This window comes from Streptomyces sp. WM6372 (assembly GCF_001279655.1).
GTDB lineage: Bacteria > Actinomycetota > Actinomycetes > Streptomycetales > Streptomycetaceae > Streptomyces.
On record NZ_LGDB01000186.1, the window covers coordinates 1 to 16,009 of the forward strand.

At 71.9% G+C, this 16,009-nt stretch carries 11 protein-coding genes and 1 pseudogene; 8 read left to right on the plus strand and 4 right to left on the minus strand.

Annotated features, from left to right (window positions below; all coding sequences use genetic code 11):
• A pseudogene (locus ADK52_RS19235) lies at positions 1-495 on the minus strand (CAP domain-containing protein); the annotation flags it as partial.
• 135 nt (positions 496-630) lie between these two features.
• On the opposite strand from ADK52_RS19235, the gene ADK52_RS19240 reads away from it, so the two are divergent.
• The 4 genes from ADK52_RS19240 to ADK52_RS19255 all read left to right on the plus strand — a co-directional run bounded on the left by ADK52_RS19240 (position 631) and on the right by ADK52_RS19255 (position 7,285).
• Positions 631-912 (plus strand): acylphosphatase, encoded by a 282-nt coding sequence (locus ADK52_RS19240; protein WP_053691075.1) that lies wholly within the window; start codon positions 631-633, stop codon positions 910-912.
• A gap of 350 nt (positions 913-1,262) precedes the next feature.
• Positions 1,263-1,478, plus strand: coding sequence for a hypothetical protein (locus tag ADK52_RS19245; RefSeq protein ID WP_030162422.1), 216 nt, complete (start codon positions 1,263-1,265; stop codon positions 1,476-1,478).
• Between the two features lie 209 nt (positions 1,479-1,687).
• Positions 1,688-5,623 carry an AAA family ATPase gene (locus ADK52_RS19250; protein WP_053691076.1) on the plus strand — a complete coding sequence of 1,312 codons (3,936 nt, stop codon included), beginning with the start codon at positions 1,688-1,690 and terminating at the stop codon, positions 5,621-5,623.
• Between the two features lie 231 nt (positions 5,624-5,854).
• Positions 5,855-7,285 carry a sugar porter family MFS transporter gene (locus tag ADK52_RS19255; protein ID WP_053691077.1) on the plus strand — a complete coding sequence of 477 codons (1,431 nt, stop codon included), beginning with the start codon at positions 5,855-5,857 and terminating at the stop codon, positions 7,283-7,285.
• 49 nt (positions 7,286-7,334) lie between these two features.
• On the opposite strand, the gene ADK52_RS19260 is transcribed toward ADK52_RS19255, so the two are convergent.
• Positions 7,335-8,321 carry an LLM class flavin-dependent oxidoreductase gene (locus tag ADK52_RS19260; protein ID WP_053691078.1) on the minus strand — a complete coding sequence of 329 codons (987 nt, stop codon included), beginning with the start codon at positions 8,319-8,321 and terminating at the stop codon, positions 7,335-7,337.
• Between the two features lie 63 nt (positions 8,322-8,384).
• Positions 8,385-9,923 (minus strand): cytosine permease, encoded by a 1,539-nt coding sequence (locus tag ADK52_RS19265; protein ID WP_053691079.1) that lies wholly within the window; start codon positions 9,921-9,923, stop codon positions 8,385-8,387.
• A gap of 143 nt (positions 9,924-10,066) precedes the next feature.
• Here ADK52_RS19265 and ftsY point away from each other — a divergent pair, with 143 nt between their 5' ends.
• Positions 10,067-11,287 (plus strand): signal recognition particle-docking protein FtsY, encoded by a 1,221-nt coding sequence (ftsY, locus tag ADK52_RS19270; RefSeq protein ID WP_053691080.1) that lies wholly within the window; start codon positions 10,067-10,069, stop codon positions 11,285-11,287.
• 67 nt (positions 11,288-11,354) lie between these two features.
• Here the strand turns inward: ftsY and ADK52_RS19275 are convergent, their stop codons facing one another.
• A complete protein-coding gene (locus ADK52_RS19275; protein ID WP_053691127.1) occupies positions 11,355-12,023 on the minus strand; it encodes a bifunctional DNA primase/polymerase in 669 nt (222 codons plus the stop codon).
• Positions 12,024-12,431: 408 nt separating this feature from the next.
• On the opposite strand from ADK52_RS19275, the gene ADK52_RS19280 reads away from it, so the two are divergent.
• The 3 genes from ADK52_RS19280 to ADK52_RS19290 all read left to right on the plus strand — a co-directional run bounded on the left by ADK52_RS19280 (position 12,432) and on the right by ADK52_RS19290 (position 16,001).
• Complete coding sequence (locus tag ADK52_RS19280; protein WP_063783892.1) at positions 12,432-13,937, plus strand: hypothetical protein; 1,506 nt, start codon at positions 12,432-12,434, stop codon at positions 13,935-13,937.
• A gap of 382 nt (positions 13,938-14,319) precedes the next feature.
• Positions 14,320-15,666: an ammonium transporter gene (locus tag ADK52_RS19285; protein WP_053691082.1), complete on the plus strand. Its 1,347-nt coding sequence runs from the start codon at positions 14,320-14,322 to the stop codon at positions 15,664-15,666.
• Complete coding sequence (locus tag ADK52_RS19290) at positions 15,663-16,001, plus strand: P-II family nitrogen regulator (RefSeq protein WP_053691083.1); 339 nt, start codon at positions 15,663-15,665, stop codon at positions 15,999-16,001. The genes ADK52_RS19285 and ADK52_RS19290 overlap by 4 nt, the downstream gene beginning before the upstream one ends.
• The last annotated feature ends 8 nt before the right edge of the window (positions 16,002-16,009 follow it).

A 16,009-nucleotide genomic window follows, 5' to 3' on the forward strand; every position in this document is an offset into this window, starting at 1 on the left:
CGGCGGCACCGGCACCGGGGCCGGTACCGGCGGCGGGCTCTTCTGCGGCTTCGCCTGCACCTTGGCGGAGGGGGATGCGGAGGCCGACGGGGTGGGCGAGGCCGAGGGGGTGGGCGAGGCCGAGGGGCTCGCCGGGGCCGACGGGGAAGGGGAGGCGGACGGCGAGGGGGAGGCCGAGGGTGGCGGGCTGCCCGCGTCGGGGCCCGCGGAGGCGCGGCCGGAGAGGTTGGCGAGACCGCCCGTCTGCTGCTCGTTCCCGGGGTCCGGACGCGTCGGGGCGTCGGCGTCGGCCCCGGCCTCGGCCTGCGTCTTCCCGGTCGAGCCGTCGGCGCTGACGCCGACATAGGGGAAGGAAGTGCCGACCGGCACCATGCCGGTGGTCACCGCCGCCGTGCCGAGGACCACGGCCACGGCCCCGCCCAGCAGGGCGGTGCGCACGAGGGTGCGGCGGTTGCCGTCGCGGCCCGGCGCGGCGTGAAGTCGGTGGCGTCCCATCGGCGACGTGCCTTCCTTGCAGCTCAAGATCATCCCTTACTCACCCAAATGGGTGAGTTCACTGGTGCGCGACTGTACGCGATGGGGCGCCGGGGCGATGTGGGGCGAAAGACGCGGCCCCGTTAGCGTTCACGCATGAACGAAGACGTGCGCATGACCGCGTGGGTGCGCGGCCGTGTACAGGGAGTGGGCTTCCGCTGGTTCACCAGGGCCAATGCACTGGAGATCGGCGGAGTCGTCGGATTCGCGCTCAACCTCGACGACGGGCGAGTACAGGTGGTGGCCGAAGGTCAACGTGAGAATTGCCACCGGCTGCTCGACTGGCTCCGCTCCGCCGACACGCCCGGGAGGGTCGACGGAGTGACAGAGATCTGGGGCACACCGCGCGGTGGCTACGACGGGTTCGCGATCCGCTGACCGATCGGCTGATCATGTACTGATCACATCTCCGGGGGGTCCGCACCCGGCCGGATCTGCGCGTTCCGCCGTCGACGCGTTGCCGGGGGCGGCGTTCCGTGGAAGGCTCGAAGCAGCGGATGATCTCCACGCCCCTTGGGAGAGCCGGGCTGCCCGCCGATACGGGGTGTGATCGTGTTGACCGTCAAACTTTTTGGTGAGACGCTGGAAGCCCCGCGCACCTGAGCTGTTTGGCAGTGCTGGCACTAGTAAGTGCAGTGACTGACAGTCGCTGCCGGACATCCGCGGGTGCGATTCCCTCACGACCCACACCGCTTCGGTCGGTCACTCAGTGTGGAGGACCATCCATCATGGCAAAGGCGCTTCTCGGTTACGTCGGCGGTTCCGATCCGCGACTCCTCGCCGAGATGCGACGGCTTCAGCAGCGCGTCCAGGACCTCGAGTCCGAGCTCGTACGGATTCAGTCCGAAAATGACGCGCTGAACGCGGCCGCCGCTCAGCACGGAGACTCGCTGCTGGACCGCATCGACATCGACGTACCCCAGGCGGAGCCTGCGCTCACCTGATCCGCGCTCTATTCGTCGCTTCGACTCCAGCCCCCAGCATGATCTGCAAGGGACGCTTCGGCGTCCCTTCTTTCTTGGCCGCCCCGGCCGCCGGCCGTGCCCTTGGTGCCCGAGCGCATTGGGCCAGGTGGGGGGCCGATTCCTTTGACGTCAGGTGTGCCCTGCACCTTCATGGGTGAAACCGAACGCAAAAGGTAGAGTCCGGCGGCGTGCACCTCAAGTCCCTGACCCTGCGTGGCTTCAAGTCCTTCGCCTCCGCAACCACCCTGCGCTTCGAGCCCGGCATCACGTGTGTCGTCGGACCCAACGGCTCGGGCAAGTCCAACGTGGTGGACGCGCTGTCCTGGGTCATGGGGGAGCAGGGGGCCAAATCCCTGCGCGGCGGCAAGATGGAGGACGTCATCTTCGCCGGCACCACTGGGCGGCCGCCGCTCGGACGGGCCGAGGTGTCACTGACCATCGACAACTCCGACGGCGCCCTGCCGATCGAGTACGCCGAGGTCACGATCACGCGCATCATGTTCCGCGGCGGCAGCAGCGAGTACCAGATCAACGGGGACACCTGCCGGCTGCTCGACATCCAGGAGCTGCTCTCCGACTCGGGCATCGGCCGCGAGATGCACGTCATCGTCGGCCAGGGACAGCTGGACTCCGTCCTGCACGCCGATCCGATGGGCCGGCGCGCCTTCATCGAGGAGGCGGCCGGCGTACTCAAGCACCGCAAGCGCAAAGAGAAGGCGCTGCGGAAGCTGGACGCGATGCAGGCCAACCTCGCGCGCGTGCAGGACCTCAACGAGGAACTGCGGCGCCAGCTGAAGCCGCTGGGGCGGCAGGCGGCGGTGGCCCGGCGGGCGGCGGTCATCCAGGCCGACCTGCGCGATGCGCGGCTGCGGCTGCTCGCCGACGACCTGGTGGCGCTGCGGGGCGCTCTCGACGCGGAGATCGCGGACGAGGCGGCGCTGAAGGAGCGCAAGGAGGCGGCCGAGGCGCAGCTCGCGCAGGCCCTGCGGCGCGAGGCGGAACTTGAGGAAACGGTGCGGCAGCTGACGCCGCGGCTCCAGCGGGCGCAGCAGACCTGGTACGAGCTGTCGCAGCTGGCCGAGCGGGTACGGGGGACCGCGTCCCTGGCCGACGCGCGGGTCAAGTCGGCCTCGGCCGCGGCGCCCGAGGAAGAGCGGCGCGGCCGCGATCCCGAGGACATGGAGCGGGAGGCCGCGCGGATCCGCGAGCAGGAGGCAGAGCTGACGGCCGCGCTGGAGGCGGCGTCGCGGGCGCTGGAGGACACCGTCGAGCACCGGGCGGAGCTGGAGCGGGCGCTGGCCGCGGAGGAGCGGCGGCTGCGGGACGCGGCGCGGGCCATCGCCGATCGGCGCGAGGGGCTGGCGCGGCTGAAGGGGCGGGTGGGCGCGGCCCGGTCCCGGGCCGGGGCGGCGCAGGCGGAGATCGACCGGCTGGTGGCGGCGCGGGACGAGGCCGAGTCCCGGGCCGGGGCCGCCCAGGCGGAGTACGAGGCGCTGGCCGAGGAGGTCGGCGGGCTCGAAGACCCGGCGGTGGACGAGGAGTACGCGGCGGCGCGGGCGGAGCTCGCGGCGGCGGAGGCCGCGCTGGCGCAGGCGCGGGACGCGGTGGCTGCCGCGGAGACGTCACGGGCGGCGGTGTCGGCGCGGCGGGACGCGCTGGCGCTCGGGCTGCGGAGGAAGGACGGCACGGGGGCGCTGCTCGCTGCACGGGAGCGGCTGGCGGGGCTGCTGGGGCCGGCGGCGGAGCGGCTGTCGGTGACCCCGGGGTACGAGGTCGCGGTGGCGGCGGCGCTGGGCGCGGCGGCGGACGCGCTGGCGGTGTCCTCACCGGGCGCGGCGGCCGCCGCCATCCGGCACCTGAGGGAGGCGGACGCGGGCCGGGCCACCCTCCTGATCACGCACGCGCCGACCGGGATCCCGATCCCCGGCCAGGCCGACGCCGACGGCAATGGCAATGGCAATGGCAATGCGGATGTGGATGCGGATGCCCAGCCTCCGGCGGGTTCACCGTCGGGGATCCCCTTCCCGGGCCAGGCGGTGGCCACGGGCACCACGGCAGGGCCGGACGGGTTTGACCAGGGCTCGGAACCGGCCCCCGCGCGGCACATGGCGGCGGGGCCGGACGGGGCGGAGCGGGGTACCGCCCCAGGCGGCGGCCCGCAGACGCCGGTTGAGCAGACGCCGCCTGCCGGAGACTCCGCCCCGGGCACCGGGCCGGCGTCGCCCGCCGGGGCTTCCGCGTTCCCCGCGGCGCGGGACGAGCGGGGTTCCGCTCCGCGCCCCGCCCCCGGGGCCGTGTCGGTGCGGCCGGCTCCGTCCCCGGACGGGTCCGGGCAGGGGCCCGTACCCGCCGGGGGGTTGGTGCAGGGGGACGCCGGGCTGGTGCGGGCCGTGGGATGGGTCCTGCGGGATTACGTCGTCGTCGGGGAGCTCGACGAGGCCGAGCGGGTGGTCGGGGCGCGGCCCGATCTCGTCGCCGTGACCCCGGACGGGGACGTGCTCGGTGCGCACCTCGCGCACGGCGGGTCCGCCGGGGCCCCCAGCCTGATCGAGGTGCAGGCCGCCGTCGACGAGGCGGATGACGAGCTGGTCCGGCTGGATGCCGAGTGCACGGAACGCGGCGCGGCGCGCGATCGGGCCCACGCGCTGCGGCGGGAGCTCGTGGCGCGGGTCGAGGAGATCGGCGAGCGGCGCCGGGCCGGGGAGCAGGCCCGGGCCGGGGTGGCGCAGCAGCTGGGGCGCCTCGCCGGGCAGGCGAAGGGCGCGGCGGGCGAGGCCGAGCGCAGCGCCGCGGCGGCGGCCAAGGCCCAGGACGCGCTGGAGCAGGCGCTGGCCGAGGTCGAGGAGTGCGCGGAACGGCTGGCCATCGCTGAGGAGATGCCGATGGAGGAGGAGCCGGACACCGCCGTACGGGACCGGCTCGCCGCCGACGGGGCCAACGCCCGCCAGACCGAGATGGAAGCCCGGCTCCAGCTCAGGACCCACGAGGAGCGGGTCAAGGGGCTGGCCGGGCGGGCCGATTCCCTGGACCGCGGCGCCCGCGCCGAACGCGAGGCCCGCGCCCGCGCCGAGCGCCGCCGGGCCCGGCTGCGCCACGAGGCCGAGGTGGCCCGTGCCGTCGCCGACGGAGCCCGGCAGCTCCTGGCGCACCTGGAGGTCTCGCTGCGCCGGGCCGAGCAGGAGCGCGCCGCCGCCGAGCACGCCAAGGGCCTGCGCGAACGGGAACTCGGCGAGGCCCGGGGCCGCGGCCGCGACCTCAAGGGCGAACTCGACAAGCTCACCGACTCCGTGCACCGCGGCGAGGTGCTCGGCGCCGAGAAGCGGCTGCGCATCGAGCAGGTGGAGTCGCGTGCGCTGGAGGAGTTCGGGATGGAGGCGGCGAGCCTCGTCGCCGAGTACGGGCCGGACCAGCCCGTACCGCCGAGCCCGCCCGCCGAGGGGGAGGACCCGGACGCCGACGCCGAGCCGGGGCCCTTCGTACGGGCCCGGCAGGAGAAGCGGCTGAAGGCCGCCGAGCGCGCGTACCAGCAGCTCGGCAAGGTCAACCCGCTCGCCCTGGAGGAGTTCGCGGCGCTGGAGGAGCGCCACCGCTTCCTCAGCGAGCAGTTGGAGGATCTGCGCAAGACCCGTGCCGATCTCCTTCAGGTAGTGAAGGAGGTCGACGAGCGCGTCGAGCAGGTGTTCACCGAGGCCTACCGGGACACGGCCCGGGAGTTCGAGGGGGTGTTCTCGCGGCTGTTCCCCGGCGGCGAGGGCCGGCTGATCCTCACCGATCCCGACAACATGCTGGCCACCGGCGTGGACGTGGAGGCCCGCCCGCCGGGCAAGAAGGTCAAGCGGCTCTCGCTGCTCTCCGGCGGCGAGCGCTCGCTGACCGCCGTCGCCCTGCTGGTCTCCATCTTCAAAGCGCGGCCCAGTCCGTTCTACGTGATGGACGAGGTCGAGGCCGCGCTCGACGACACCAACCTGCAGCGGCTGATCCGGATCATGGAGGAGCTCCAGGAGAGCTCGCAGCTGATCGTGATCACGCACCAGAAGCGGACGATGGAAGTCGCCGACGCGCTGTACGGCGTCTCCATGCAGGGAGACGGCGTCTCCAAGGTCATCAGTCAACGTCTTCGTTGACCTTTCGCTTCACTTAATGAACACAACCCGCGATCGCTCCAGGGTCGGCTCTGTGAAGAATCGGGTTCATCTCGCCTATTGACTTCAGAAAGTGAAGCCATAGGCTCTGCTGTGCCGTGTTGACGTTCAGGTGGTGGCAAGCAGTTTGCTGTGCGCCACTAGAGGAACACGAGCAAGCAACAACGAGACCCCCACACAGCCCGCCGTCGCCGCCGGGCCCAGGAGCGCACCTTGACCAGCACAGCGAACGCACCCGCGTCAGGCGGTGGAAGCGCGTCCCACCCCGACCACCTCGGCCACGTCATCTTCATCACCGCGGCCGCTGCCATGGGCGGCTTCCTCTTCGGCTACGACAGCTCCGTCATCAACGGCGCCGTGGAGGCCATCCGCGACCGCTTCGACGTCGGATCGGCCGCACTCGCCCAGGTGATCGCCGCCGCCCTGATCGGCTGCGCGCTCGGCGCCGCCACCGCCGGCCGCATCGCCGACAGGATCGGCCGTATCCGCTGCATGCAGATCGCCTCCGTCCTGTTCACCGCGAGCGCCATCGGCTCGGCCCTCCCGTTCGCCCTCTGGGACCTCGCCACCTGGCGCGTCATCGGCGGCTTCGGCATCGGCATGGCCTCGGTCATCGGCCCCGCCTACATCGCCGAGGTCTCCCCGCCCGCCTACCGCGGCAGGCTGGCCTCCTTCCAGCAGGCGGCCATCGTCATCGGCATCGCCGTCTCGCAGCTGGTCAACTGGGGCATCCTCAACCTCGCCGACGGCGACCAGCGCGGCGAGATCGGCGGCCTGGAAGCCTGGCAGTGGATGCTCGGCGTGATGGTCGTCCCGGCCGTGCTCTACGGCCTGCTGTCCTTCGCCATCCCGGAGTCCCCGCGCTTCCTCGTCTCGGTCGGCCGCACGGACAAGGCCAAGGAGGTCCTGCGCGACGTCGAGGGCTCGGGCATCGACGCCGACGCCCGCGTCCGCGAGATCGACCACTCCATGCGCTCCGAAGTGAAGTCCACCTTCAAGGACCTGCTCGGCGGGCGCTTCGGCTTCCTGCCCATCGTCTGGATCGGCATCGGCCTCTCGGTCTTCCAGCAGCTCGTCGGCATCAACGTGATCTTCTACTACAGCTCCTCGCTGTGGCAGTCGGTCGGCATCGACGCGAGCTCCTCGTTCCTGTACTCCTTCGAGACCTCGGTCGTGAACATCATCGGCACGGTGATCGCGATGATCTTCGTGGACCGGCTCGGCCGCAAGCCGCTCGCCCTCATCGGCTCCGTGGGCATGGCGCTGTCGCTGGGCACGGCGGCCTGGGCGTTCTCGTTCAAGACCGGAACCGGCGACGACATCTCCCTGCCGCACGCGCAGGGCATCACCGCCCTGGTCGCGGCCAACTTCTTCGTCCTCTTCTTCGCCCTCTCCTGGGGCGTGGTGGTCTGGGTGCTGCTCGGCGAGATGTTCCCCGGCCGCATCCGCGCCGCCGCCCTCGGTGTGGCCGCCGCGGCCCAGTGGATCGCCAACTGGGTCATCACCGTCACGTTCCCGTCGCTGTCCGACTGGAACCTCTCGGGCGCCTACATGATCTACACGTTCTTCGCCCTGCTCTCGATCCCGTTCATCCTCAAATGGGTGCCGGAGACCAAGGGCAAGGCGTTGGAGGAGATGGGGTAACCACCCCCGCCACCGCCCCCTCTCCTCTTACGGCAGGTGCTGCCCCCGCTCAGTCCTTGAGCCGGGGCAGCACCCGTTCGCACAACAGGTGCAGGCTGCGCCAGCCCTCGTCCAGCGGCATCCCGCCGCACAGCGGGTGCAGCACCAGGTTCCCCGCCTCGCCCGCCCCCCGCGCGTACGCGACCGCCTCGTCCGGGGTCAGCACCCGGTACACGCCCTCCGCGCGCAGCTCCGCCACCGAGCGGGCTGCCGACCGTACGGCGCTGCGGATGTCCTTCGACTGCCAGGACGCGTACATGCCCGCCTCGTGCAGGAAGCGGTCGCCGTACTCGGCCCAGACCCGGTCCGGGTCCTCCGCGATGTGCAGCAGCGGCGTCTCCGCCGCGGGCATCATGCAGAAGCCCTCCGTCCCGTGCTCCGCGAGCTGCGCCTGGTAGTACGCCTCCAGTTCCGGCAGGTGCGCGCTGGGGAAGAAGGGCAGCCCGAGCCGGGCCGCGCGCCGGGCCGCGGCCTTGGAGCTGCCGCCGACCAGGAGCAGTGGGTGCGGCTGCGTGAAGGGCCGCGGGGTGACGCGTACGGTACGGCCGCGGTACTCGAACGGCTCGCCGGTCCACGCCCGCAGCAGGGTTTCCAGCAGCTCGTCCTGGAGGAGGCCGCGCCGGCCCCACTCGACGCCGTGCTGCTCGTACTCCTCGGGGCGGTAGCCGATGCCGGCGACCGTGACGAGACGGCCGCCGCTCAGCAGGTCGAGGACCGCGATGTCCTCCGCCACCTTCAGCGGGTCGTACAGCGGGCCGATGATCGCCGAGACGGTGACGGCGATCCGGCGGGTGGCGCCGAAGACCGCGCCCGCGAAGGCGAACGGCGAGGGCAGCCAGTTGTTGGCCGCGCCGTGGTGCTCCTCGGTCTGGACGGTGTCGATGCCGCGGTCGTCCGCGTACCTCGCCATCTCCAGCGCGGCCTTGTAACGGGCGGAGAGGGTCTCGGGGGTGCCGTTCGGGTCGACCAGATTGAACCGGGCCACGGTGATGGGCATGGAGAAGTCCCCCTTCGCCGGATGTGGGTGCGCGGGCGAAGGGGGACGTTAGCTGACGTGGCGTCAGTTGGACAGGGATCCGGCGGGGGCGAGCGCGGGCTCCTCGGCCCCGGCCTCGGCCCCGGCCCCGGACCCGGCCGCGGGAGCCGTCGGAACCGCCGTGCGCGGCAGTACGGCGTACAGCACGCCGGACGTGACGATGCCGGCCGCCCAGCCCAGGCCGTTCTGCCCGATCCAGGTGCCGGCGAGCGGCCCGCCGAACCAGTCGACCTTGGTGAAGAGCAGCCCCACGACCAGGGCCGCGCCCCACGCGGTCATGGCCTGCCAGGCGTACCCGCCCCGGTACCAGTAGGCGCTGGTGCGGGTGGTGTCCAGCAACGCGGCGCCGTCGTACGAGGTCCGCCGCAGCATGTCGACGCCGAAGACGCCGATCCACGCGGAGAACGCCACGGCCAGCAGCGTCAGGAAGGAGATGAACGAGCCGAAGAAGCTGGTCGCGACCACCATCAGCAGGAAGCCGAAGACCAGGCTGATGACGGCGTTGACGCTGACGGCCGCCGCGCGCGGGACCTTGATGCCGAGGGTCTGCGCCGTGAAGCCCGCCGAGTACATCGACATCGAGTTGATCAGCAGCATGCCGACGAGCGCGATCAGCAGGTACGGCACCGCGATCCACACGGGCAGCAGATTGCCGATGAAGGAGACCGGGTCCTGCGCCGTGGCCAGGTCGGGGGTGCCGACCGCCATGACCGCGCCCATGAGCACCATCGGGATCACGACGACGGCCGCGCCGCCGATCGTCGCGCCGACCATGCCCTTGGCGGAGGCCGTACGCGGCAGGTAGCGGGTGAAGTCCGGGCCGGACGGGACCCAGCTGATGCCGCCCGCGGCGATGGTTCCGATGCCGGCGATCATCATCGCCGTCGAGCCGGCCGGCTTGTCGAAGACGGCGGACCAGTCGGTCTCCGCGACCAGATAGCCGAGCACGAGCACGCTGAAGGCGCCGAAGAGGTACGTCGACCAGGTCGAGCACACGCGCAGCGCGCTGATGCCGAGACCGGACACCAGGAAGGTGCAGCCGACGAAGAGCAGCAGGGTGACCATGATCAGGACGGTGTTCTTGCGCACGCCGAACAGCAGGTCCAGCACGGTGAGCATGGCGAAGGCGCCGCTGACCGCGTTGATGGTCTCCCAGCCCCAGCGGGCGACCCAGATCAGGGCGCCGGGGAAGAGGTTTCCGCGCTGGCCGAACACGGCCCGCGAGAGCGCCATGCCGGGGGCGCCGCCGCGCTTCCCGGCGATCGAGATCAGTCCGACGATCCCGTACGAGACGACCGGCGCGGCGATCGCGACGACGAGCACCTGCCAGATGTTGAGCTTGTTGAAGATCACCAGGCCGGCGCCCATGGTCAGCAGCAGCACGCTGATGTTGGCGGCGACCCAGGTGGGCACGAGCTCGCGGACCCGGCCGCTGCGCTCGCCGTCCGGGACGGGCTCCAGGCCGCGGGTCTCCACCGACGTCTCGGCCGAGGTCTCGGCCGAGACGTCGACGGAGCTCTGGGTGGGCGTCTGTATCGCGCCGTCGGCGGGCTCGGCAGGCATGCGGTACTCCGGTGGGCAGGACGTACGGGTAAGTCGCCCATCATCGTAGATGTGCCGCCAAGTCCACAAATGGAGGCTTACGGCCCGGCCGGAACCGCCGGAGACGGGGGTCCGGGGCCGCCGTGGCCGATACTGGACGGGTTATGGACATCCTCATCCTTGCTGTAGTCATCGCCCTGGTCGCGGTCGGCGCGATCAGCGGGCTCGTGGTCAGCAGCCGCAAGAAGAAGCAGCTGCCGCCCTCGGCACCGCCGAGCACGCCGACCATCACTGCCCCGCCCGCCGAACCGCAGGTGGGGGAGGACGCCGTAGAGACGGCGGAAGAGCCCCGCCGCACGATCGAGGAGGTCGTCCTCCCCGAAGCGGAGGCTGCGGCTCCCGAGGCGCCCGCCGTCGTCGCCGAGCCCGAGGCCCCGGCCGCCCCCGAGATCGAGGTGCCCGAGCCCACGGCCGGCCGCCTGGTCCGGCTGCGCGCCCGCCTCGCCCGGTCGCAGAACTCGCTCGGCAAGGGGCTGCTCACGCTGCTCTCGCGCGAGCACCTCGACGAGGACACCTGGGAGGAGATCGAGGAGACCCTCCTGATCGCCGACGTCGGTGTCGTGCCGACGCAGGAGCTCGTGGACCGGCTCCGCGAGCGGGTCAAGGTGCTCGGCACCCGCACCCCGGCGGACCTGCGCACCCTGCTCAAGGAGGAGCTGCTGACCCTGGTCGGCACCGACTTCGACCGCGCCGTGAAGACCGAGAGCGGCATGGACACCCCGGGCGTCGTGATGGTCGTCGGCGTCAACGGCACCGGCAAGACCACGACCACGGGCAAGCTGGCCCGTGTGCTCGTCGCCGACGGCCGCTCGGTCGTGCTCGGCGCGGCCGACACCTTCCGCGCCGCCGCCGCCGACCAGCTCCAGACCTGGGGCGACCGCGTGGGCGCCCGTACGGTACGCGGCCCCGAGGGCGGCGACCCGGCCTCGATCGCCTACGACGCGGTCAAGGAGGGCATCGCCGAGGGTGCCGACGTGGTGCTCATCGACACCGCCGGCCGCCTCCACACCAAGACCGGCCTCATGGACGAGCTCGGCAAGGTCAAGCGCGTCGTGGAGAAGCACGGCCCGCTGGACGAGGTCCTGCTGGTCCTGGACGCCACCACCGGCCAGAACGGCCTGACCCAGGCGCGTGTCTTCGCCGAGGTCGTGGACATCACCGGCATCGTGCTGACCAAGCTCGACGGCACCGCCAAGGGCGGCATCGTCGTCGCCGTCCAACGCGAGCTCGGCGTCCCGGTCAAGCTCGTCGGCCTCGGCGAGGGCCCCGACGACCTCGCGCCCTTCGAGCCGGAGGCGTTCGTGGACGCCCTGATCGGCGACTGAGCGCGGCCCGTACGCAGGACAGCGCCCCCGGGTTCCGGCCGGAACCCGGGGGCGCTGTCGTAGCTCCCTACCGCCGGAGCCGGTGGCAGATGTATGCGAGGGTGCCCAGCAGCAGCCGGGCCTGCGGCGGGCCGCCCGCGGAGTCCAGCGCGGGCGGGCGCAGCCAGCCGACCGGGCCCAGGCCCGCGAGGTCGGACGGCGGGGCCGTCAGGAAGGCGCCGGGCCCCAGGGCCCGCAGGTCGAGGTCGGCGTCGTCCCAGCCCATCCGGTACAGCAGCTGCGGCAGCTCGGCCGCCGCGCCCGGGGCCACGAAGAACTGCGCCCGGCTGTCCGGGGTCGCGGTGACGGGACCGAGCGGCAGGCCCATCCGCTCCAGGCGGACCAGTGCCCGGCGCCCGGCCTCCTCGGAGACCTCGATGACGTCGAAGGTCCGGCCGACCGGGAGCAGCACCGCCGCGCCGGGGTATCCGCCCCAGGTCTCGGTGACCTCGTCGAGGGTGGCGCCGGCCGGGACGGTCGGAGCCAGGGGGAGCGGATGAGCCCCCGGCGCGCTGCAGCTCGTATGACCGCAGGAGCAGCCGCGGGCGGGGGCCGCGGCGCGCGCGCCGGGGACGACATCCCAGCCCCACAGCCCGGTGTACTCCGCGACCGCCGTGCACTCCGACGTCCGGCCGCGGCGCCGCGAGCCGGAACGGAACTCCTTGGTGCCGCGGCTGCCGCCGATCGTGAAGCCCATGCCCATGCCCCCTCCAACGGGTCGGACGCGCAGGTGGTTACGACGTCGGCGGGACGGGATGCGGGGCCGGGTGCGAGCCCGGTGCCCGGAGGGGCTGCCCGGCGCACTCCTCGCCGCGCGCGCCCCTGGTGCACTCCCGTACATCCGATCGTTTTCGCCTCGGTGTCAAGTGAATCGCGCCTGGCGGGTGGCTAGTTCATTCAAAGGGGTGGCGAATGGTGGCGTTTCTGGAATCGACCTCGCGGAGGGGGTGATCGTAGGATTACTTTCAGTGCACCAAACCCCGAAGGCGGGCCGTCCGTGGTTATGCCGGAGGCAACGTGTGGAGGATCTGTGAAGGTCCGTGGCGGCGCTCGCCGCTCCAGCCAGGGTTTCGTGTGAAGAGGCTGAGTGGATGGGGGCGTTCCAGTGAGCGGCAACGGCGCAAGCGGAACGAGCGTGGAGCCGGAGGTCCCGGGCTCCGCGGCCCGCAATGAGCAACTGACTTCCTGGTTCGTCCGCAGCGGCTGGTCGAAGGGCGAGCTCGCCCGCCAGGTGAACCGGCGCGCCCGGCAGATGGGCGCCCACCACATCAGCACGGACACCTCCCGGGTGCGCCGCTGGCTCGACGGCGAGCAGCCCCGCGAGCCCGTCCCGCGGATCCTGTCCGAGCTGTTCTCCGAGCGCTTCGGCTCCGTCGTCGCCATCGAGCAGCTCGGGCTGCGCACCGCCCACCAGACGCCCTCCGTCTCCGGCGTCGACCTGCCCTGGGCCGGCCCGCAGACCGTCGAGCTCCTCGGGGAGTTCTCCCGCAGCGACCTGATGCTGGCCCGCCGCGGCTTCCTGGGGACCTCCCTGGCCCTTTCCGCCGGCCCCGCCCTCATCGAGCCCATGCAGCGCTGGCTCGTCCCGGTCGCAGCCGCCGACCCGGGCCCCCGCGAGGCGGGCGCGCCCGGCGCCCTCAGCGGCCACCGCCCGCCGCGGCTCTCCGAACCGGAACTCGGCCTCCTCGAAGCCACCACCGTCATGTTCCGCCAGTGGGACGCCCAGTGCGGCGGCGGACTGCGCCGCAAGGCCGTCGTGGGCCAGCTGCACGAGGTCACCGACCTGCTCCAGGAGAACCACCCGGCCCCCGTCATGCGCCGGCTCTTCAAGGTCGCCGCGGAACTCGCCGAACTGGCCGGGTGGATGAGCTACGACATCGGCCTGCACCCCACCGCGCAGAAGTACTTCGTCCTCGCGCTGCACGCCGCCAAGGAGGGCGGGGACAAGCCGCTCGGCTCGTACATCCTCTCCAGCATGAGCCGCCAGATGATCCACCTCGGCCGCCCCGAGGACGCCCTGGAACTCGTCCACCTCGCGCAGTACGGCAGCCGCGACTGCGCCGGTCCGCGCACCCAGGCCATGCTGTATGCGATGGAGGCCCGCGCCTACGCCAACATGGGCCAGCCCAGCCGCTGCAAACGAGCCGTCCGGATGGCCGAGGACACCTTCTCCGACGTCGACTTCGGCGGCGAGCCCGAACCCGACTGGATCCGGTTCTTCTCCGAGGCCGAGCTGAACGGCGAGAACTCCCACTCGTACCGCGACCTGGCCTACGTGGCCGGGCGCAGCCCCATGTACGCCTCGCTCGCCGAACCGGTGATGCAGCGCGCCGTGGACCTCTTCGAGAAGGACGAGGAGCACCAGCGCTCGTACAGCCTCAACCTGATCGGCATGGCCACCGTGCACCTGCTCCGGCGCGAGCCCGAGCAGGCCGTCGTCCTCGTGGACCGCGCGCTGAAGGTGGCGGAAAAGGTGCGCTCCGAACGGGTCAATACGCGGATCCGCAAGACCGTGGACACCGCCGCCCGTGAGTACGGCGACGTCGCCGACGTGGTCCAGCTGACCGACCAGCTCGCCTCCCGGCTCCCCGAAGCCGCGGAGGCCGTCTGACGGCCCGCGCGGCCGCCCCCCGAAGGCCCCGGCCGCGGCAGTCACCCCGTGAAGCCCGATCAGGCTCCCCCAGCCAGGTCACCCCGGGTGCTGCCGCGGCCGGCCACCTTTTGGCGCCTCGACCGGCGCCGCTCTCGCGGAGGCGGCTGCCCGCCGTCGCGGTTCCTCGATTGTTGATTTCCGTGTTCATCGGGCTGTAACAGCCCGGACGCCTTCGTCATCGGCGTGAAACACCCAGCGGCGCCGCCGGAAACCGGCCTGCGCGAATCTCAGGGCCAATAACCGGCCAGCCCCCAGGCCCCCACCCCCGGCCTTACGCCTTGCGCCGCTCAGGTTTTCACGATCGCCCGCACGCGAACGTACCGACGACGAGGAGACGCCGATGGCATCAGCCATCACGACCCTCGCGGCAGACGCCCCGACGCTCTCTGCCGCGAACACCGGGTTCATGCTCATCTGCTCCGCCCTGGTCATGCTGATGACCCCCGGGCTCGCCTTCTTCTACGGGGGCATGGTCCGCGTCAAGAGCAGCCTCAACATGCTCATGATGAGCTTCATCAGCCTCGGGATCGTGACGATCCTCTGGGTCCTCTACGGCTTCAGCCTCGCCTTCGGCACGGACTCCGGCAGCTTCATCGGCTGGTCCTCCGACTACGTCGGCCTCAGCGGCATCGGCATCACCGAGCTGTGGGACGGGTACACCATCCCGGTCTACGTCTTCGCGGTCTTCCAGCTGATGTTCGCCGTCATCACCCCCGCCCTGATCAGCGGCGCCCTGGCCGACCGCGTGAAGTTCAGCGCCTGGGCCCTGTTCACCGCCCTGTGGGTCACCGTCGTCTACTTCCCCGTCGCCCACTGGGTCTGGGGCGCCGGCGGCTGGCTCTTCGAGCTCGGCGTGATCGACTTCGCGGGCGGCACCGCCGTCCACATCAACGCCGGCGCCGCGGCCCTGGGCGTCATCCTGGTCATCGGCAAGCGCGTCGGCTTCAAGCGGGACCCGATGCGCCCGCACAGCCTCCCGCTCGTGATGCTCGGCGCCGGTCTGCTCTGGTTCGGCTGGTTCGGCTTCAACGCCGGCTCCTGGCTCGGCAACGACGACGGCGTGGGCGCGGTCATGTTCGTCAACACCCAGGTCGCCACCGCCGCCGCCATGCTCGCCTGGCTCGCGTACGAGAAGCTGCGCCACGGCTCCTTCACCACCCTCGGCGCCGCCTCCGGCGCGGTCGCGGGCCTCGTCGCCATCACCCCCTCCGGCGGCTCCTGCTCCCCGCTCGGCGCGATCGCCATCGGCGCCATCGCCGGTGTCGTCTGCGCCATGGCCGTCGGCCTCAAGTACAAGTTCGGCTACGACGACTCCCTCGACGTCGTCGGCGTCCACCTCGTCGGCGGAGTCATCGGCTCGCTCCTGGTCGGTTTCTTCGCCACCGGCGGCGTCCAGTCCGACGTGGCCGGCCTCTTCTACGGCGGCGGCCTGGAGCAGCTCGGCAAGCAGGCCATCGGAGTCTTCTCCGTACTCGCCTACTCTCTCGTGGTGTCCGCGATCCTGGCCTTCCTCCTGGACAAGACGATCGGGATGCGGGTCACCGAGGACGACGAGGTCTCCGGCATCGACCAGGTCGAGCACGCCGAGACCGCCTACGACTTCAGCGGAGCCGGCGGCGGCGCCTCCTCCCGGAGCACCGCCGCACCCGCCCCCGTTGCCGCCGCGAGCAAGAAGGTTGACGCATGAAGCTGATCACCGCGATCGTCAAGCCGCACCGGCTCGACGAGATCAAGGACGCCCTCCAGCGGTTCGGAGTACAGGGGCTCACCGTCTCCGAGGCCAGCGGGTACGGCCGCCAGCGCGGCCACACCGAGGTCTACCGCGGCGCCGAGTACACCGTGGACCTCGTACCGAAGATCCGCATCGAGGTGGTCGTCGAGGACGACGACGCCGAATCGGTGATGGACGTCCTGGTCAAGGGCGCCCGCACCGGAAAGATCGGTGACGGCAAGGTGTGGAGCGTCCCCGTGGACGCGGTCATCCGAGTCCGCACCGGCGAGCGCGGCGCGGAAGCGCTGTAGGCGACGGG